Annotated in this window: 15 protein-coding genes and 1 pseudogene; 8 read left to right on the plus strand and 8 right to left on the minus strand. The window is 61.6% G+C overall.

All coding sequences use genetic code 11. From position 1 onward, the window contains the following. Nucleotides 1-262 precede the first annotated feature (262 nt). The 5 genes and pseudogenes from ACETPF_RS19235 to ACETPF_RS19255 form a co-directional block, all read left to right on the plus strand. A complete protein-coding gene (locus tag ACETPF_RS19235; RefSeq protein WP_373936225.1) occupies nt 263-736 on the plus strand; it encodes a hypothetical protein in 474 nt (157 codons plus the stop codon). Between the two features lie 359 nt (nt 737-1095). Next, nucleotides 1096-1398 carry a site-specific integrase gene (locus ACETPF_RS19240; protein WP_373936226.1) on the plus strand — a complete coding sequence of 101 codons (303 nt, stop codon included), beginning with the start codon at nt 1096-1098 and terminating at the stop codon, nt 1396-1398. 28 nt (nt 1399-1426) lie between these two features. Beyond that, nucleotides 1427-1741: a site-specific integrase gene (locus ACETPF_RS19245; RefSeq protein WP_373936227.1), complete on the plus strand. Its 315-nt coding sequence runs from the start codon at nt 1427-1429 to the stop codon at nt 1739-1741. A 19-nt stretch (nt 1742-1760) separates the two neighbouring features. After that, nucleotides 1761-2234 carry a putative adhesin gene (locus ACETPF_RS19250; protein ID WP_373936267.1) on the plus strand — a complete coding sequence of 158 codons (474 nt, stop codon included), beginning with the start codon at nt 1761-1763 and terminating at the stop codon, nt 2232-2234. 312 nt (nt 2235-2546) lie between these two features. Further along, nucleotides 2547-2661: pseudogene (locus ACETPF_RS19255) on the plus strand (IS3 family transposase); the annotation flags it as partial. Between the two features lie 334 nt (nt 2662-2995). Here ACETPF_RS19255 and ACETPF_RS19260 read toward each other — a convergent pair. From ACETPF_RS19260 to ACETPF_RS19290, 7 genes are all read right to left on the minus strand, one after another. Next, the gene (locus ACETPF_RS19260) at nt 2996-5038 is read right to left on the minus strand and encodes a TonB-dependent receptor (protein WP_373936268.1); all 2043 of its coding nucleotides are present in this window, start codon (nt 5036-5038) and stop codon (nt 2996-2998) included. Between the two features lie 308 nt (nt 5039-5346). Beyond that, nucleotides 5347-6273 (minus strand): FecR family protein, encoded by a 927-nt coding sequence (locus ACETPF_RS19265; RefSeq protein ID WP_373936228.1) that lies wholly within the window; start codon nt 6271-6273, stop codon nt 5347-5349. 15 nt (nt 6274-6288) lie between these two features. Continuing rightward, the gene (locus tag ACETPF_RS19270) at nt 6289-6819 is read right to left on the minus strand and encodes an RNA polymerase sigma factor (protein ID WP_373936229.1); all 531 of its coding nucleotides are present in this window, start codon (nt 6817-6819) and stop codon (nt 6289-6291) included. Nucleotides 6820-7096: 277 nt separating this feature from the next. Beyond that, nucleotides 7097-10741: an autotransporter outer membrane beta-barrel domain-containing protein gene (locus ACETPF_RS19275; protein WP_373936230.1), complete on the minus strand. Its 3645-nt coding sequence runs from the start codon at nt 10739-10741 to the stop codon at nt 7097-7099. 414 nt (nt 10742-11155) lie between these two features. Continuing rightward, nucleotides 11156-12514, minus strand: a complete 1359-nt coding sequence (gene tagH / locus ACETPF_RS19280; RefSeq protein ID WP_373936231.1) for a type VI secretion system-associated FHA domain protein TagH — start codon at nt 12512-12514, stop codon at nt 11156-11158. Between the two features lie 2 nt (nt 12515-12516). Then, nucleotides 12517-13059 carry a DUF6931 family protein gene (locus tag ACETPF_RS19285; RefSeq protein ID WP_373936232.1) on the minus strand — a complete coding sequence of 181 codons (543 nt, stop codon included), beginning with the start codon at nt 13057-13059 and terminating at the stop codon, nt 12517-12519. Beyond that, the gene (locus ACETPF_RS19290; RefSeq protein WP_373936233.1) at nt 13056-15050 is read right to left on the minus strand and encodes a type VI secretion system Vgr family protein; all 1995 of its coding nucleotides are present in this window, start codon (nt 15048-15050) and stop codon (nt 13056-13058) included. The genes ACETPF_RS19285 and ACETPF_RS19290 overlap by 4 nt, the downstream gene beginning before the upstream one ends. A 105-nt stretch (nt 15051-15155) precedes the next feature. On the opposite strand from ACETPF_RS19290, the gene ACETPF_RS19295 reads away from it, so the two are divergent. After that, complete coding sequence (locus tag ACETPF_RS19295; RefSeq protein ID WP_373936234.1) at nt 15156-16145, plus strand: type VI secretion system protein TssA; 990 nt, start codon at nt 15156-15158, stop codon at nt 16143-16145. Nucleotides 16146-16234: 89 nt separating this feature from the next. Here the strand turns inward: ACETPF_RS19295 and ACETPF_RS19300 are convergent, their stop codons facing one another. Next, nucleotides 16235-17155, minus strand: a complete 921-nt coding sequence (locus ACETPF_RS19300; protein WP_373936235.1) for a peptidoglycan DD-metalloendopeptidase family protein — start codon at nt 17153-17155, stop codon at nt 16235-16237. A 584-nt stretch (nt 17156-17739) separates the two neighbouring features. On the opposite strand from ACETPF_RS19300, the gene tssB reads away from it, so the two are divergent. Together tssB and tssC are read left to right on the plus strand one after the other, a co-directional pair. Further along, nucleotides 17740-18294 (plus strand): type VI secretion system contractile sheath small subunit, encoded by a 555-nt coding sequence (gene tssB, locus ACETPF_RS19305; protein ID WP_373936236.1) that lies wholly within the window; start codon nt 17740-17742, stop codon nt 18292-18294. Nucleotides 18295-18309: 15 nt separating this feature from the next. Next, nucleotides 18310-19797: a type VI secretion system contractile sheath large subunit gene (gene tssC / locus ACETPF_RS19310; protein ID WP_373936237.1), complete on the plus strand. Its 1488-nt coding sequence runs from the start codon at nt 18310-18312 to the stop codon at nt 19795-19797. The last annotated feature ends 22 nt before the right edge of the window (nt 19798-19819 follow it).

Genomic DNA, 19819 nt, shown 5'->3' on the forward strand with positions numbered 1-19819 from the left:
CGGCATCAGCCCGCTCGCATTCGAAGCCCAGGTGGCATAATGAGATGGGTGACCGGCGCAAAACCGTTACAAGTCCAACATGGGATGCTGTTGCCAAGGGAGGCGACTGAATCGGCTCGGCCGGGTGTCCAACTTGTATGGTCTGCTCCCGCCGAAGGTGGAAGGGCGCATATTTCCCGGGCAAGTATGTCTTGCATGAATGGTTAACGAGGATTGTTACATAATGGCTCCCGCGCGCCTATCTGGGCGCAGGAGATTTGACATGTCGGCCCTCAGCTATCTCAAGCGCCATCTACGCCCTGGACAGGTTTACCGTCGCAAGGATCTCGCGCGCTGGTCCAACGCTGTCGATCGTCATGTGCGGCAAATGGCAGACGAAGGGCGCCTCGAAAAGGTCTCGGCCGGTGTCTACATGGCGCCGCGTCAAACCAGGTTCGGGGCGGCGCCGGCCAAGCCCGAAAAGCTTGTCGGGACATTCCTCGGCGATGACCGCTTTCTGATGGTTTCGCTAAATGCGTTCAATGGGCTCGGCGTCGGTACGACGCAGCTCTACAACGAGCCGATCGTTTACAATCGCAAGCGGTACGGGAAGTTTACACTCGACGGGCGTATCTATGATTTCCGCATGCGGCCACGGTGCCGAAGCGGCTATCCAAGGAATGCTGCTGGTCGATCTGCTGCGCAATCTCGATCGGCTGGCGGAAGACAAATCGGCATAGCGTCCGCGCGCCCTTGAGCGGGCGAAGGAAATGAACCGTTCGCGTCTCGTCAAGGCCATCCAGGATTTCGGCTCCGCACGTGCGCAACGCTTGCTCGCCCCTATTCTCGAACGAGCCTGAGGGCGCACTGCACAGAGAATATCGGACGTGCAGGGCGGTTGGTCATTCGCCAAGGTTCAAATAGTACCTTGTGTGCTTCAGCTTACCTGCGAAGCGCCCCTAGCTCGACCAGTTCTGCGAGATCGCGAGTAGCCGTCGCGGGGGCTGCGTCGGTGATGGTCCGGTAGTTTGCCGCACTCAGGCCACCCCTGAAGCCGTTTGGGCCCTCGGCAAACATCCGGATCAGGGCCTTCTCCTGCCGTGCGTTGACGTTCCCATGCGATCGCTCGCTCGTGCCCATTGTCGCGACTATATCGACGTGCTGCGTTTCATGCCGCGCAATGCCGCCAAGCGGTTCCCCAAGCTCACCGCCCGCCAAGCCGCTGATCGCGCTCGAACGCGCGGCGAAGCCGACCTTATCAGCGCTGCTAACGCCAATATCCGTATCGCAAAGTTGACGTTGAATATGAGCAGCTTCCTGAAATGGGCGGTCAATGAGGAACCGCTCGCTCGCAACCCGGCATGTGAACTGCGCCTGCCCGATCCGGTCAACAAGCGCGACAACCGCTCTCCCCTTTGACCGGGAGCAGCTTCATGCCATCTTCACCGTGTCGCTCTATCGCGGGTGCGTCGATGGCGAGCGCGGCTACGACAAGGTGGGGTGTCAGCGACCACGCTACGGGGGGTTCTCGGTGCCGCTGATCGCCCAGTTCACCGGGGCGCGGGCGGACGAAATCTGTCAGCCCAAGCTCGGTCACTTCTACGGTGACGAATGTAGCAGCATCCTCCCCATCGACAACAATCGTAGCATCTTTGAAACGATCGTGCAGTTTCGTTTGGCTAACGTGCTCCTGAAAGGAATTGCATTTGGCTCAGCGAACCGCTCTAGGAAAAAATTTCTATCTCTGGCACCCAGCCAATAAGCCGGCAATCAACAGAAAGTTGCTGATATCGGCACATGGCGAACAAACCATGATGAGGAAATCTATCGCTGTTCCTCAAGGCTCCGATGTGGAATTTTTGGGACCGATAGGTCAAACCTTGATGGTAGAAACTGTCACAAGCTATTTTCAGCATAGGGGGGTTGTAAGCATAGACTGCAAGAGTGGTTCGATCGAAAACTACAGACTAACGAAATTTCAATCGGCCGAAGAGAGAATGGGAAAAAACGGGAAGCCATTTGATGAGACATACCGGGCCTTATATGCATTGAACGATGCCACGATGCTGGGAATGAACACTGACGTAGTCACTGTTAGAAATAGGATGAACGGCGTTGGAATCACACCCACTCTCGAAGACTTATTTTCTGATCTGAACGCAGCTGGCTATAGATATCGAGTCTATATATGCCATTTTTGTCGCCATTCATTTTTCGACTGGAAGCCCGCGGAACATCAAGCAACCTATTTTTGAATGATTTAACATATGATTTGCCTTTGGCCTCAGATCGTTTTCGGCTCTGCGGGCGTCGCTGATCTGGTCGGTCTTGGAAAACAGTTCCAATTCTGAAGAGAGCCCTGGGAGGGCACGAGAATTGAGGAAACTATCGGACGTCAGAGGCTTACACCGGGGCAGATCATCGCAAAGCTGCGTTAAGTGGATGTGATCGGGGGGGCGAGGCGGCATAGCAGTCGGGCTGTCGTCAGATTGGGACCGCAGAGCTGAGGCTATATGGGTGGCGCAAGGAATATGGCGGCCTGAAGGTTGGTCGGGCGATCCCGCACGAGGCGTCGAAATGGCCCCGAGTTCGTCGCCAAATGCCGTGCGCGAACGGTTGGGCAGGCCCGGCGTCACCACCCTCCATATCGAGCCTGGCAGCCCATGGGATAACGGCTATATCGGTGGCGCTGACCGACTTGGGCGACGTTCGTAACCAGGGAGAGTAGCGCTACACGACCAAGCCATCGCAGGTCGTGCGAGAGATAATCGCCAAGGCGTTTCGCGCCACGGCGCAGCTGTTTCGGCTGGCGGGCGGAGACCCGCATATTCGACGGGGCGACGCGTCGACGACTGTCCGAGGGTATCGGTCGCGACCACCGCCGCAAGCGCCAAGCCGAAGACGAGGACTATACGCTGTCTGATGGTAGGCGCGTTTTGGTTAGCTTCGCATGGCTGCGGTTGAGATTAAGCTCGCACCGCTCTGAACGCGCCCTATGGCATGAGGCGGCGCTTGTTCAGTGCTTGACCCGAATGCCGATCCGCACCGTTCGCGGCGCCTGGGGCATGTAGAGGTCGGCCGATCCCGCCTGTGCGATCGATCCCAGGGCAAATCTGCGCCCCTTGCACCCCAGCAGGTTGCTCGCTGTCGCAAACCACTCCATTTTCCCGCGGAGAATGAAGATGCCTGTATCCGCATCGACAAACCCGCCCTGCCGACGACCGAGTTCGGGGCCTGCCCCCAGTATCGAGCGTCCGCTATAGTGAATGCCGAGCGAGAGCCGGTAAGGGGCAGGGGACAACGGGTCGCCCCTGTATGTGAGCCGGACCTGCGCATTGACATCCGGCACGTTGGGTAGCTCTCCCCGGTCGATGTTGATGATCCCGATACCGTCAGGGTTGACCGTCGTGCGATTGAACGTGGCACTGGCGTTCACGTCGAACGCCGCGTCCGGCCGCCATGTCAACGCTGCGTCGAGCGATGTGACCCGGGCATCGCCTATGTTCGCGGTGGACAGATACCCGCTGTTGTCGATGACGTCGGCCTGCACGTCGCGCCAGCGCCCGGTCGTCAGCGACAAGGTGCCGCTTAATCCGCCTATTCCTGCCGCTCCGATCCGCGCACCTATTTCCAAGGAGGAATATCGGTCGCCCGAAATGATCCGCTTGCTTCCCGGAGCCGTCGTCGCCGCAGGAGGCCTGTAGCCGGCCGCATAGCGCGCAAACAGCTGCAAATGCCGGTGCGGGATCAACAAGGCCGCAATGGAAGGCACAAATCGCACCCCGTCGTCTTGCGCCTCCATGGTCGTCCCATTGCTGATACGGGCCGACGTGCGAACCCGGGTAAGCCATCCGCTCGCACGCGCACCCAGCGTGACCGCAGCGGGCCCATTTGTCAGCGTTGCCTCGCCAAAAACCATCGCCTCGCCAGATTGGGTCCGTATTTCGGCTGCGATGCCCGATCCATCGCGGTCGCGCAGGTCGGACGTAAATGCCGTGCGGCTGCCGACAATGCTCCCCCCCGCCAGCCAGCTGAGTGACGTTTCGGAGCTGTGGTTGATCCGCGCTTCAGCCGAAACAACCTCGGACATGTTGCGCCGCGAAAGCGACAGCCGACCGGGGAGCGACTGCGTCGCATCGAAGACATCACGCAATTGGGCACGCGTATATGCAATGTTACCGGTCAGATCGGCCGCGCTGCTGGGGCGGCGAACGGTGATGGAAGCGAGCCGAAAGCGTGTGGCGTAAGGTTCCGGGAATGGCGAGGCATGGGTCAGCCCGGGCAATCGCCGATCCTCATATCCGGCGTCGGCAGCCCTTATGTTCTGCGCCGCTATCATGAGTTCCGAGTGCCAGTCCCCACCGGGTGCGAACGTCAATATTCCCCGCCCGCCAGAGATGGTGCGCGCATCGATATTTTGACGGCGGCGGGACGCGTCATCGACAAAGCCGCCCTCACGCACATGATAGGACACTAGGCGAATTGCGCCATCCTGCCATTCGACCGGGAGGTTCAGCGTCGCCGCAAGCTCCAGTCCCACTTGGCCGCCGCGCGTAAGCGACGCCGACGTGACGACGCTTGCCTCCACCGATCGCGGGTCGGGCGCCCGGGGTTCAATGCGGATCACCCCCCCAAGCGCGCCAGCGCCATGGAGTGTGCCTTGCGGTCCCTTAAGCACTTCCACCTGATCAATATCGTACAGGCGCAGATTAGGATCGGGACCGGAGTAGTTGATGCGCGCTTCTCCCAGATACTGACCGACGGTCCCCTGTGAGTGTCCGGTGAAGCTCGAATCCGCCACTCCGCGCAGGAACAGCTTGTCACGCCCTTGGCCAAAATGCGTGGAACTCAGTGAAGTTACCGCGTGTTCGATCGCGTCGGTTCCGGTCGGCCCGCTCCATGCGATCTCGTCTGCGGTTATGACCTGGACAGTCCCCGGATAGCTGGACGCGAGCGTCGTACGCTTGCTTGCGATGACGATAATATCGTCAGGCGGTGTTGCCCGAGTTTCGACACGGATCAACGGAAGGCGGCGTGCGACAGGCGAGACGCGGCGCATCACCCGGTGTCGATCGGGCGCGGTGCGGTCCAGACGAAAGGCCATGGCATCGATGGACGTCACCCTGATCGGCAACCCTGAAGTCATGCGGCGCACGGCACGATCTATCGTCATCCGGCCCGAAAATCCGCACAGCCGCAATCGCCCAAGGCCGGGATCGGAGAGGGCGATGCTGATCCCAGTCTGCCGTGCGAGCGCAATGATAGCGGACTGCAAAGTGCCGGCGCGGATGTTCACCTGTACCGCCTCATGCGCCATGACCGGCGGGGCAATCATCACGCTCGCCGGGAAAATCGTCAGCCACCGCCTCATCGTGCCGCCGATATCACCCATCCTTCGCCGGTCTTTCGCACCTGGAGGTCAAGCAGGGCCGCAAGGCGCCGCATGCTGCGGTCCGTGTCCAATTCAAGCTGAAAGGTCATGGTGACGCGCCGGTCGGCTATTTGGGGCGCGATCGCAACCTCAGCACCGAGTTCGCGAGAAAGGTCCGCGCCCACAAGCGCCAGCCGCGCATCGCTGTAGGACAGCCGCGGCGTTGCGAAGCGGCCGACTTCATCAACGGCGACACCGGCCACCGTCAGCTTTCTGCCCTGCTGTTCCAGCTTTTGCCCAGGCCGCAATTCGACCTGGTGCGGCCCGGCGTCGAACGCGACCGCCCCCTGCGACACGGCGACCTGGGTTTCGGTGCCGCGCCGCCGAACCGTGAAGCGAGTGCCCAGATTGCGCACGCTGCCACCATCGAAACGCACCCTGAATGGTATATCGGCGTTATGGACGACGTCGAACAGCGCCTCACCGCTTTCCAGCGTCACTTCCCGAGGATGTTCCGGGTCAAGCTGTACACGGGTATCACCATCGAGCACCACCCGGCTGCCGTCTTCCAGCAGGATGTGCTTACGCTGGCCTTGCGCGGTGTCGACCGCATATCGGGTTGTGGCGCTTGGACCAAACGACAACACCGCTGCGACCACTAGGGCCGCAGCCGCCCCGAATCCGCCCATGGCGCGGAGAGGCCATGCCCGCTTTTGAGGCGCAGTCGCGGCACCTCCAGGTCCGAGACGCAGATTTTTGGCAAGCGCGGCATCGAGCGCCATGAGCCTTTGAAATTCTGTCGCATGCGCCGGATCGGCTTCCAGCCACTGCGTAAATGCCTCCCACTCCTCGAATGCTGGATCGCGCTGGCGGATCAGCCAGTCGGCGGCAGCCCCACGGGCTTTCTCGCACGCGGGGGTCATCGCATCGCCACCTGCTCAGCCACGTTCCTCATCCTTCAATGCCGCGATCGCGCGATATGCGCGCTGGATATCTCTTTCCACCGCACTCAGGCTCAAGCCGAGGCGCGCCGCGATGTCGCGTTGACACAGTCCTTCGATGCGGAACAGGAAAAATATCTCCTGTACCCGGGCGCCGCAATCGGCAAGGCGCTGGCGGGCGAGGTCTATTTCGCCGCGTGCGACCATGCCGGCTTCGGCGTCGTCTGCGTTACCTGTCAGGTGAACCTCGCCCCATGCGGCCTCGCGTTCGGCATTGCGCGTGCTTGAACGGAAGGCGTTGAGCATCAGATTGTTGGCGGCTCTATAAAGGTAGCTTAGCGGGTTCAGCACCGGACCGCTGCGCTGTAGATTTACGCGCACCCAAAGTTCCTGCACAAGATCGTCGGCGTCAGAACCTGCACCACGCGCGCGCAGGAACCGCAGGAGGCTGTTGCGATGCGCCAGATAAACCGCTTCGAGCCCGGCGGAAGAAGGCGGGGCAGCTGTTTCCAATTCGAGGCTAGTCACGATTTGCCCGCGCGCCATGCTAGCGACCACATATCCCGGCTGCCGCGCAGCTTGGACGTCCGCTCGCGTGTCCGGGGCGACAAAGAAGACATGCGCTGAGCTTAGCGCCGGAAGCGGGAAGTGCCAGCATGCCCGACAACGGCATGCTGGCACCAACGGCTTCCTTCGTGCTGACCGGCGCGGCCATCAACCCGCCAGTGCCGACGTGTGGTCGACACCTGTCAGTGGATGCAGTCACGCGTGCATGGCTCCCTCCCTGTAAACGGATATCATAAGGTCAGAGTGCGACACGGAAGCCTGCGCGCCCGGTGACCCCGTCATAGCCGTTGCCGATTTCGCCCTGACCCTCGGCGAACAGTTCGAAACCACCGCTGGTACGATAGCCAAGGCCGATCCGACCTTCGCCATATGTCCCGAGGCGCGCCGCTGTGATCCGCTGGCTTCCGCCGCTCGTGAGCGTGAGAGCGTAGTCTTTGCCAAACAGCTGCACAGCATTGAGGCCTGCATAGACGGTCAGCGCGTCCTTTTGGCTGAAGTTGGTCGTACCCCCGAAGCGCACGCCGGCGCGGCCTTTGAGCAGGTTGCTGTTATCGAAGTCGATCTGCTGCGAAGCGGTCACGAGACTGTCGATCTGCGTGTGGGTCCAGGCCAGCCCCACGGACGGCTCGATGAAAAGGTCCGACCCTCCAAGCCGCACGCCCGCCTCACCTTCCGCGCCCAAGGTTGAGCCATCGAGTCCCACTTGGGAGGTCAGGGCCGCGGCTTCGAACTCGAACTCGTGCCGGTCGTACTTAACGAGCAGGTTCGCGAATACCCGGTCGCTGACGTAATTGGCGTACAGACCGGCATTCGCCGTCGAAAGCTTGATGCGCTCACCTGGATCATAGCTCAGCGTAGCGGTCGAATAGCCGGCGGTAATGCCAATCCTCAGCATATTGCTGTCGTTATTTCTGCCTGCCAGATCAAAGCCCAGCTGACCGCCCTGCCGGGTCATGCGATAGTCGAGGTCGAAGCTCTCACCGCCCGTGCCCGCGCTCCAGTCACGCGTGGAGCGACCACCCTGGAGCGTGCCCCACAAGCGAAGACCAGCGGGATCGTCGCCCTGCGAATCACGGATGGCAAGGCTGCGTGCGCGCCAGAGATCCGCGCTCGTCGCCCACATATCGTTCGATGCCTGCAGCGCGCCCAGCTGGCGATAGGCGCCTCTACCCGCGCGCCTAACCACGGCGTAGCTGCCGGTCGCGCCATCACGTGTCAGCGAGTAACGGACAAAGCCGATATCGCGCGCCGAATCGGCCAGTATGAACGTGTCCTTGCCTGCTTTACCCTTGACGTCGATCACCACGATACCCTTGGCATCGGTCAGCGTGGCGGTGCTTGGGCTCGTCAGCAGATTGACGACCGTGGAGCCGGACGCGTCGCCCTCAACGACCAAGCGGTCTGCGCGAGAGCGCACGCCATCGACGTCAAGATGCAGGGTGGCGCTTGCCGAGCCGACATAGTCGCCCGATATCTTCAGCACATCGCCCGCCGCACCGTTGCGCAGATCGATCGATCCACTGTTTTCAAGCCGGTCCAACCCTGCGAGCCGCACCTGCGACGCTGCGAGCGACAACGTACCGCTGTTGCGCAGGACATCGAAGCCGGCCCCGAAATCGCTGTCCTTGGTCATACGGAAGAGACCATGGTTGGCGAAGACGTCGTCGCCTGCGCCAAACTTGATCGCGCCGACTATGGTGCCATCGTTTTCGAGCGCGACCGTGCCTTTTTCCGCGCGCACGGCGTATCCGCCGACAGCTTCGATCGTGCCACGGTTTTGAATGCGGGCAGCTCCTCCAAACGAGATGGGATCTGGCAGAGCGATCGAGGCAAGCGGCCCCGCATCCACAGGAGCTACCGGGCCTTCCTCAGGAGGAAAAACCGCAAAAAATTCGTCAGCGCCCGGATTGACGCATGGGTTGGGCGACCCATCCTTTGGAGGGCGTTGCTTGCAACGCGGACCCGCCGCATTGATCACAAGCCCATCGACAGCGCCGTATATCCTTGCTGCTGCGCCGACCCGCACATCCACATTCGTGGCCGTGGCGTTGATCGCACTCGCCCCGCCGGATGTGATCGTGCCGCGCAGGTCGAGCGCCACCTCTCCAATCATGTCAGCCTCGATCGCGGTGCCGGCGAGGGCGGACACATCGCCTGCCAGGATATCGGCATTGCCAAGACCTTTTGCGCTGATGCCGTTCGCTCCAGCGCCAGTCACCGCAACTTGGCTGGCGCGGATGCTGATATCGCCGGTGAAGGGGACAGGTTCGAGGCCCGGATCGCCAAGGAAAAACTCGGTATAGCGCGTGCGGGCGTGGATCCCGTCGGCCTTGGCTCCGGATGTGGTAACCGACGCAGCCTCGACGACAACCTGACCGTCCTCGCCCGTACCCCAGATGCCGTAGGCCCTGTCGCCGGTCGTGGACACTGTAGCGGCAGTGCGGATTTTCGCTTCGCCGGATCGACCGGTAATGCGTAATCCGTGCGTGGACTTGCCGGTTGTGGACAAGGGCCCGTTCACGATTACGACGTTATCGCCGCGCGTCGTTGAACTGAGGATACCGACACCTCCGTCGCCCTCTATCTTCAAGGCGCCGTCGACCTGGATCAGACTTGTCCGCGCGCTCGCCTGGATGCCTTGTGCGTTCTCGCCGATGGCGTTGACCGTTCCCGCCCGTATGGTGAGATCGCCACCGAACGCCTCAGCGGAAATGGCGCGCGCACCGAACCCTTCGACCCCGATGGCGCTCACATCGATCGAGACACTCCCCCGCGTCGATCCGGCACCCACGCCTAACCCCAAGAAGCCGGCGGCATTCACGGTCCCGGCCTTGATGAGGACGTTGCCGTCGGCCACTCCGATCACCCCGCTGCCACCCTCGGCCGTGAGCGATCCGACATTGATGCTTACGTCGCCGAGATAGGAATTGCCGACGATCACCCCGGTTCCTTCACCCTTGAAGACGGCATCCTCGACGTCGATGTAAACCGAGCCAAAAGCTTCCGCGTACAAGCCCGTGCTGTTGAGGCCTTCAAGGTTCAGGGTATCGACCGTTATGAAGGTTGAGCCTTCCCCCCGGTAATAGACGCCGAAATTCCCATCGCCGATGGCCTTGACGGTGCCAGCGCCAATGTAGGCATCACCCGCTCCTGTGTAGACGATGCCAGCGCCCTGATTGCCCACCAGATCGATGGTGCCGACGTTGATGAAGCCAGGGCCGTAGGCATAACCTGCCTCCGTTTCGACGCCGCTTTGCACGAAAACGCCGTAGATGCCGTCGCCCCGGCCGGTGAAAGAGCCGAGATTGACGGTGCTGGTGCCGCCTGAAATAACTGTGATGCCGTCCGCCAACGTTCCGTTGGTGGATACCGAACCGGCATTCACGTCGACGCTTCCGCTGCCGTAGCCTTCGACAACGATTGCGCGTGCAAGTTCTCCGCTGGTTTCAATCGATCCCACATCGATCCGGGTCGATCCGGCGGTGGTGGCGGTCCATATCCCGCCTGCGATTTCACCAGGCGTGACAGCGGTGGCAGACACGCTTCCAAGGCTCACGGTAATGTCGCCGTCTGCTTCCACTACCGTGCCGATGGCGTCGGTCGTCGTGATCGCGGCGCCTGAACCGTTGATGGCGACCGAACCGCCTGTGAGGACATTGGAGACCGCAATGACGCCCGCAAACCCCTGCATGGGCGTCAAAGCCAGTCCATCCTCTAGGTTGATTGTGATGTCGCCATCCGCGTCATAGCGCGTGCCCTGGGAGAGATCCTGGCTGGGTGAACAGGTTACCGCGCCGTCGACGAGCACGCCGCAGCCATCCTGACTGGCATGCGGGTCGCTTACCTGCGCGGCGACGGGGTGCTGACTTAGCAGCGCCACCATCCCTATCGTGCTGGCTGATCCAAGATATTTGCCTAAACGCTGCCACATCGTGATTTGCCCCACATTCTGACGCCAGGATGGCGTTGAACGAGAGACACCGCGGCACCGGCCAACCCGCACATTTGTAACAATTTTTTATCGCCCGTTGTTCGGAGCTTGTGGATCCTTGGCGGGCGAGCGGGCTGCTGCCGACGGATCAGGGGCACGGAATCCGCTGATGTGGACGGCTTCGCGCCACTCGAAAAAGGGCTGTCGCCATGTGGGCGAAACTGGAATGTTCGCCCGGGAAGTCCCGTCGCGCGGCAGCCAATGTTCACCTTCCTGCACCCAACGAATGCCGGTTCGCAATCGAGAGCGCCATGTCGATCTGCGGCGAATGAATCCTGCCGCACGGCGCATTGTGGGATCGAACGCTTAGCAGCCGTCGATCGAATTCTGTTCATATGCGTTTCGGAATTCCTTGGCAAAGACGTCCACGAAGGCTTCGTTCGATCCCCGGACCACGCCGTCAAATTCTGCTTCATACTGACGCCACAGTCGGGCGTCCTCGATCATGGGCAGCAGTTTGGCCATGATGCTGCCCTCGCCATGGCGTTGGCGTATGCTACTTGGCGAAAAATTTTCCAGTGCCGCGCGCAATGCGCCCTTCATTGCCATCAAGGTCGCCATCTGATGCGCTTGCAAATCGCGGAAAGCGCCTTCGATTGCGCGTTCCGTGGACAGGAAGCCGCGTTGCGCCGGGTTCAGCAGTAGCGCGAGCGCCCGTTCCGGCGCGCGCACGAACTTGAGCGGATTGTTGCCGTCCAACTCCAATATCGTGGTTTGCACGCCCATCTGCGCCTTGGCTCGCGACCGGGCATCGACCATCGGAAGCAGCCCGGCGAGCGATAGGCGGAGCGCTTCTCCGGCGGTTTCCATCACCGCCTCGCGACTGACGCCGATATCGTCTTCTGTAAGCCCAGCGCCTTTCAGAAAGGCGCGCCAGCAGGCATCGTCCGATCCGCTGACCGTCGGCTGATCGATCGTTGGAGAAACCGTTTGGGTTGCGGCCGCGGACGGCGCGGCAAAGGTGTCGCCACCCCATTCCACATGATGCCCCTCGGCAAGCCTGGACCAAATGTCGCTTTCGGAAAATACGGGGGCGGAATCGATGGCGGCGGGGGAAGGTGGCGGGGCGACTGGTATGGGCGCCGCCCAATGATCCGCTAGCGGCCCCGCCCCGGATATTGCTGCTTGAGCGGGCGCAGGCCAGATAGCTGCGTCGCTTGCGAGCGGAGGTTCAATCTTCCCCCACCCTCTATCCTCATCCTTGTCGATCGATACCCATGCCATCGACTCCGGCTCTGACGCCCAATCGTTCGCCTCCCGTCGTTGCTCGGACGGCCAATCTGACCAGCCAGAATCGTCCATAGCCGGCTCTTGGCCGGCTAGCGCGACCACGGCATCCCGCGCTGGTTCCTCGATCCGCGCGCTAATGCGATAATGCCCGATCGCAATCTCATCGCCCTGCACCAATAGATGAGGGGCAGTCAGCCGCTGCGGCGCTCCGTTGAGGAAAGTGCCGTTGGTGCTGCGGTCGGTCAGCACATAGTTGCCGTCGCGAAAGCTAATCTCGCAATGGCTGGAAGAGATATAGTTTTGCGAGTCCGGCAAGGTCCAGTCGGCGTGGGAAAAGCGCCCGATGAGTGCCCCGTGGCGGTCGAGTCGAATGGTTGAGGACGACGGCGTCGGGCCCGCGCCTTCCTGCCGGACGATCTGCAATATCAAGGCCATGCTCAAAACCCTTTTTGTGTTCCGCGCGCGACCGCTTCCCCCATGCTGAGCGCTCGCCCCATCTTCTGTTCGAAGGCGGTCCCGCGCGTTGCCGCCTTGATGATGGAGCAGGCCACGAAGCGGGCGCATGTTTCGGGCCGGAGAAGCACGGGCGTTTGCTCTTCAGCGGCAATCGACCCGCCGGAAAGAAAGATCGCGCTTGCAAGCAACTGTTCAGCCGAGCCGGGCAGCGCCTTCCCTCCGGCATAGTCCGCCGCCCGGCGGTTTGCGTCGCTGGCATCTTCCAGCCATTCGGTCGCGGCGCGTGCGACCGGATCTTCGCGGTCGATACCGTTGTCGTAGAGACAGGCCAGCGCCCATTCTATCGCATCGCGCCGCGACAGCGCATGAGCCAGGTAAAGGAGAGCTTTGACCAGCTGCCCTTCGTCCCATAGGCGCGCAAAAAATATGTCGGGCGGCAGAGCAGCAGGAACAGCGACTTGCCAACCGATGCGGTCAACGATCTGCTGCGCCTCGCTCCAGACAATCTGCGGCCAGGCGGTCATGGCTTGGCCCCCGGTTTTGGTGCTGCGGCAAGGGCGGCGCTGGCCATTCCCTTGGTGATGGCCATGGCCGCTTGGGCGCCTGTGGCGGCGCTGGGCATCAGCAGAGCCAGGGCCCCCGTGACCTTTGCCATCGCGACGCCCTGGACCTCCGCGCGGGTGCCCAGCATCATGTTGGATGTCAGGCCTAGGCTGGTGACGGTCAGGCCGCTGATCGTGATCCCGGCCTGATCCATGACGATGCAATTTTGCCCGACCTTCAGCACCAACGATTTGGTTGCCTCCAGCACCACGGAGCCTTTTTCAGCGCTTACGCGCAGATCGCCGCTTTCGACTGTCAACCGATCCTGGCCGGCGATCGCCGTCTCGCGATCCCTGCCGACGCGCTGTTTGCGGTCGCGCTGGACGGTGAGGGCATCGTCCAGCATCACCTCGGTCCGGCGGTCTCGCTGCGCACGCAGATAGACTTCCTCTGCGCCGCCTTTGTCGTTGAAGCTCAGTTCGTTATAGCCTTGGCCGGTCGGTGGCTTTTCCGCGCCCGGATAGCTGCCCGAATTGCCGATGGTCCGCGACCGCCACACCGACCGCATCCGTTCGTTGGGCAGGGGATAAGGATGGCGGTGGTCGCCATTATAGACGCGCCCCGTGATGATCGGGCGATCCGGGTCGCCGTTAAGAAAGGTCACGATGACCTCCTCGCCATTGCGGGGAAGGGTGACATGGCCGAACTCCGACCCTGCCGAAGGATGGGACATGCGCAGCCAGCAGGATCGCGCCGGCTGGTTCGATTTCGACCGGCCCGCCCAGTGGAATTCCACCCTGACCCGCCCCATCGGATCGCCATTGGCATCGTCTGCGCCGCCCTGCACCACCGTCGCGGTTTCCGACCCCGATGCTGTCGGATTGTCGAAACGCCTCGGCGCGCGATAGGGGGTGTCGCTGCGCACGGCCTCCAGTTCCACAAAGCGCACGGGATGGACATGGTCGGGCTCGATGGGGTCGACCGGGATGCTGTGGCGGACGCCGGTCAGCAGGAATTCGGCATTGACCCCGCGCCGACCGGTTGCGTCACGAAGCTTCAGCATGCCGCCGCACGCAAGGCCCAGCCCGTCGCCCCTGCCATTGAAGCGTCGCCTTGAAGCGCGCGCAGATTCCAGTTGCATCCGCGCCCAGTGCTGCCCCAGCGCGGGATCGCTGAAATTGCCGGTGAAAGCATGAACCTCCTGCTTGTCCGCCTGCGTCTGTTGCGCGCCTGACGCCGATGCACTCAGCACGCGCGGCGCTTCATAGTCGTGCGATTGCAGCAGAATTTCGCGTTCCGCCGACAATGCGCCGGTTTCGTGCCAATCCCAGATGGTTTCGGGCGATCCAATCGCGCCATGCATCGACCGGGGGAAGAATAGTTCGGCATAACCCGGCGCGGGGTCGTGCGACGACCTCCCGTCGCACAATGTCAGGATATGGGCGTCGGCGGTATGCCGGAAATGATAGTAGATCCCCTCCTGCTCCATCAGACGCGATACGAAATCCAGGTCGCTTTCACGATACTGGGTGCAATAGGGGCGGATGCCATAAGCGTTCGTCAGGCGGCCATAATCCACCTGCCGCCCGAACGGGCGCAGCACGTCCTTGATGATGTCCAATGCGGATTTCTGTTCGTAGATGCGATAGGCCCGGTTGAACCTCAGAAGGTCGAGCCAGGGCTTGCAAATGATTTTGTAATGAAATCCATCGGAATTTTCATCTATGTGATGAATTTCCGAAATTATTCCATGAAAATATCGAACAATGTTACTCTCTTCATATATAGTGAAGGTCGTGTCACGTCCGAGATTTGGTAATATATCGATTTCATTTTCTGTTACTGCAAGAAATTCGAGCGTGAATAAATCGCTTAGTTCTTCTTTTGTTTCAAGCGTAACGAGTTTTATCTCGCCTGCTCCCAGGTTGCAGCTTATCGCGGCCTGCCAATGCCCGCTTGCAGTTCCTGCCATCAGCGTGCGCTCCCTTGGGCGGACCGGGGGCGACGCGCCCGGACATATCGGGTGTCGACAGGCGAGGCAGGATGACGCGCATCGCTCTTATTTGGATCATCGTACATGGAAATTTCTCCCGACCTTCATATTCTCCCCCTGGCTGGCGATGCGCCAGGCGGCCCCGACCTCGCCTATGATGCAGAGCGCCAGCAGATCGATCAGGCGTTCGAACAGGCGGTGTCGATTGACGCATCGGGCATCGTCGAACCCCGAGAGATCGACTGGCGATCGACCATCGAGAAAATCTGGGCACAGGCCGAACGCACGCGCGATATTTGGTTGCCCGTCTATCTTTGCAGGGCTGGCGCAGCCGCCGGACAATTGGAAGTTGTCGCCTGGGGCGCGCAATATCTGGCAGGGCTGGTGGAACATTGTTGGCCAGTCATGCACCCCCTGCTTGAGGATTATGGTTTTCAGGGACGCAAGGGGGCTTGCGACACGTTGACGAGCAGCGCGGAGATGTTGTTGCCGATGGAGCGCGCGCCTGTTTTGGCGCATCCCCGGCACGGCATCTTCACATGCCATGACATGGTTCGATTTCACCGGGAAGGCGCGGGAGCCGATGGCTGGGGGCCGTTCCGTATGGCGCTGGAAGAGGAGGGCGACGATGGGCTGCGGGCGGTCGCTGCGCATCTTGATCTCATCCATGATGGTATCGCGCGCGTTGACGCGGCCCTCACTATGGTAGCGGGCCCCGAAACCGGTCCTAATTTCAGGCCGCTTTTCGACCTGCTTGCCAATATCCGTTCCGGCTTGAAGACCTTCCTGTTCGATGAACAGCCTGTCGTGCCCGATGGCGACGCGGAGGTCGTTTCGACTGATCCGGCGAGGACGCCCCTTGTGTCGGGTGAAATTCGCGACCGGGACGATGTGCTGCGCCATCTGGACCAGATCAGCCGCTATTATCGCCAGCATGAACCATCCAGCCCCGTACCGCTGCTGCTGGAGCGCGCACGCAAATGGGTCGCGCTCGATTTCGTATCGATCTTGGAGGACATCGCGCCCGGCTCTGCGGATGACGCCGCCCGGCTGTTGCGCAGTCGCATCGAATGATCGACGGCTGCCGCCGAGGGAGGGGGCGATCCTGCTCATCGGGGAGGCGTTTAAGGGGATCGGATTGCAAAGCGGCCGCATATCCGGTCCTATTCCGTTGCGGTTGAAACAGAAGCAGGGCTGACCATACCTGTCCGCAGCCGGTCTATCCGATCGCGTTCATTGCGGAATGAGCGGAGGTCGCCGCCAGGCAGGCTGCTGAACCCCGTTCGGGTCACCTGCATCGGATCGGTCGCTACGCCCCGGATATAGACTTCATAGTGCAGATGGGGGCCGGAGGAGAGGCCGCTATTGCCCGAAAGAGCTACCAGCTGTCCCTGCCGAACCGTCGCGCCGGGGATGACCCCGGTCGAGAATCGAGACAAGTGGGCATAGGCTGTTTCGGTACCGTCGGCATGGCGGATACGCAGATAATTGCCATAACCCCGCACGCCGCCCGCTATCTGCACCACGCCGTCGCCGGACGCATAGACCTGTGTTCCGATCGGAACCGCAAAGTCGACGCCCCGGTGCAGGCGGGTATAGCGAAGCACCGGATGGAAACGGGGGCCGAAGGATGAACTGACCCGCGCGCCATCCACCGGGGTGCGCAGTAGGGATCGCGCCGCGCTGACGCCGTTACCGTCGAACCAGCCCACCTTCCCGCCGGACGCCTGCGAATAACGATATAGGGTGATCGTGCGCTGGCGTGTCGTCAGTGACGCATAGAGAAGTCGGCTGTCCTGTGTGCCTTCATCGGTCGAATATACGGCCTGGAATATGTCGCCCGGCGCGATTTCCCGCTGGAAATCGACATCATGGGCAAAGGCGGCCGCGAAATCTGGGATCAGCCTGTCCGTCATGCCCGCCGCGACGGCCGAGGAATAGAAGCTGATGCGATCCACCTCGCCCCTGATGACCTTGTAACGCAAGGACGCTTGCGCGGACGACTGGCGAACCTTCGCGCTTTGTGCATCCCATGACAGCGCGACCGGCCTGCCGTCCGGCTGCTGTATCGTCAGGGACGTCACGGCGCCTGCCCTATCACGACGAAGGGTCACGTGCATCGTTGCGTCAGCACGGAAGGCTGGATTGCGTCTCAATTGTCTCACGATTACGGCTCGAAGGCGTGGTGCCATGTGCGAAGCGGCCATGACCTGATCCAATTCGCTCGTGCCCTGGACGACCGTTCGCACTTGGCCGCCCCTTCGAAGGCTTGCGGGCGGTCGAGCTTCTGCCAGACCGCCTGCCGGGTGCAGCGCAGGCGAAGGGCGATTTTCGGCCTTCCGATGAAGAAGGACGCCCGCGCCGATCGCAGCGCCCAGCAGCAGCATCGCGACTAGCCCGCCGCGCCGCCCACGGAGCCGGACTGGCTCTGGCGACGCGGGCACGATCCAGCTGCGCGGGTCGAACGTCGGTTCTGCATCGGTCGGGGGGAAGGCGAGGGGCATGAGGGGCGCCTGCCTGATGGGAAACCGGCTTTCCATCCCGCAGTTGGCCTGCGTGACAAGCGTAATACGGTGATGCTGCGAAGGAAACGCGGCTGCAACCGGACCGCCCGAAAACGACCCTGCTTCAACAGAGCATATCATCCTCAGCATGATCGGAAAGCGCTATGGCTGCAAAGAAAAGTGGGCAGCGGTTCATCAAGGAGAATCGCGCACCGCGCGTGCATATCGAATATGATGTCGAAACCTACGGTTCGCGCCAGAAGGTCGAAATCCCGTTCGTGATGGGCGTGATGTCGGACCTGTCCGGCAAGTCGGAAATCGAGAAGAAGGCGCTTGGCGACCGAGACTTCGTCGAATTCGACATGGACAATTTTGACGAGCGCATGGAGCGTATCGCGCCGCGTGCGGCCTTCCATGTAGAGAACTCCCTGACCGGCGATGGTCGGCTGGGCGTGGACATGACATTCCGCACGCTCGATGATTTCACCCCCGGCCAGATCGCGCGCAAAGTCCCCGCGCTCGCTAAGCTGTTGGAAGCGCGGGAGCAGCTCAACGACCTCATGGTCTACATGGATGGACGCGAAGGTGCGCAGGAGTTGCTCGGACGCATCCTGAAAGACCCGGAATTGATGAAGAGCCTGGCCGCGGCACGTCCCGCCGACGATGGCGCGTTGACCGACGACGCCGATTTGGCGGTCACGCCAGAGCCTGAAGCCTGATCGGAGACAAGCAAGATGGAAAAACTGCTACAGCAGCAATCCGCAACGGACGCCCTGCATCTGGACAATGACGATTTTGCGCAGCTTTTGCAGCGCGAATTCAAGCCCAGCAGCGACGCCAAGCAGGCGCGCATCGAGGAAGCGGTCAAGACGCTGGCCCAGCGCGCGCTTGAGGATAGCTCGATCATCGGCGAGGACGTCTTCGCCGCCGTCGACGCGCTCAAGGCAGCAATCGACCGCAAGCTGACCGAACAGGTCAACCTGATCCTGCATCATCCCGAATTCCAGCAGCTCGAATCCGCTTGGCGGGGGCTATGGTATCTGGTCGGCAACACGTCGACCGGCAAGGATCTGAAGATCCGTGTGCTCAACATCTCGAAGGATGAGGCGCGCAAGATGCTGCGCCAGTATCGCGATGCAGCATGGGATCAAAGCCCGCTTTTCAAGAAGCTCTATGAAGCGGAGTTCGGCCAGTTGGGCGGACAGCCCTTTGGCGCGATCACCTGCGACTATTATTTCGACCATAGCGGTCCGGATATCGACATCATGAAGGGGCTGTCCAAAATCGGCGCCGCCGCGCACGCCCCCTTCCTCGCCGCCGCCGCTCCGCAACTGATCGGCATGGACAGCTGGCGCGAGCTTTCCAATCCGCGTGACCTGGCCAAACAGTTCGACGCGACCGACTATATGGCGTGGCGGTCCTTCCGCGATTCCAACGACAGCCGTTACATGGCGCTCACCCTGCCGCGCTTCCTGGGCCGCCCGCTCTATGGCGCGAACACCGAGCCGGTCGAGGACTTCGCTTTCGAGGAAGATGCACTGGGCAGCCACGACAATTATCTTTGGCTCAACGCATCCTATGCGCTGGCGGTCCGCGTGACCGAAGCGTTCAAGACTTATGGCTGGTGCACTCGCATTCGGGGCGTGGAATCGGGCGGCACCGTCGAGGACCTGCCGACCGCGACCTTCCCGACGGATGAGGGCGGCGTCGACGTCAAATGTCCCACCGAAATCGCGATTTCGGACCGGCGCGAGGCTGAACTGTCCAAGGCGGGTCTGATGGCCCTGGTCCATCGCAAGAATACAGACCACGCCACCTTCATCGGGGCGCAGACGCTGCATTCGCCCAAGGCCTATGAAGATCAGGATGCGACCGCGAGCGCAAACCTGTCCGCAAGGCTGCCCTATATCTTCGCCAGCTGTCGTTTCGCCCATTATCTCAAGTGCATCGTGCGCGACTGGGTCGGCAGCACGCGGGAGGCGCCGGTGCTGCAACGCGACCTGCAAAGCTGGATCATGCAATATGTCGACCTGCAGCCGGACTTTTCGACCGAGCAGGACAAGGCGCGCAAGCCGCTCAAGGGCGCGTCGGTGGAGGTGATCCCCGATCCCGAAAATCCCGGCTATTATCGCGGCCTGTTCCGGATGATCCCGCATTATCAGCTCGAAGGCATGGACGTGTCGCTGAGCATGGTGTCGCGCCTGCCCAAGGGCAATGGCTGAGCGCCCTTCTCCCCTTTAAGAA

The organism is Sphingobium agrisoli, from assembly GCF_041877245.1.
Lineage (GTDB): Bacteria > Pseudomonadota > Alphaproteobacteria > Sphingomonadales > Sphingomonadaceae > Sphingobium.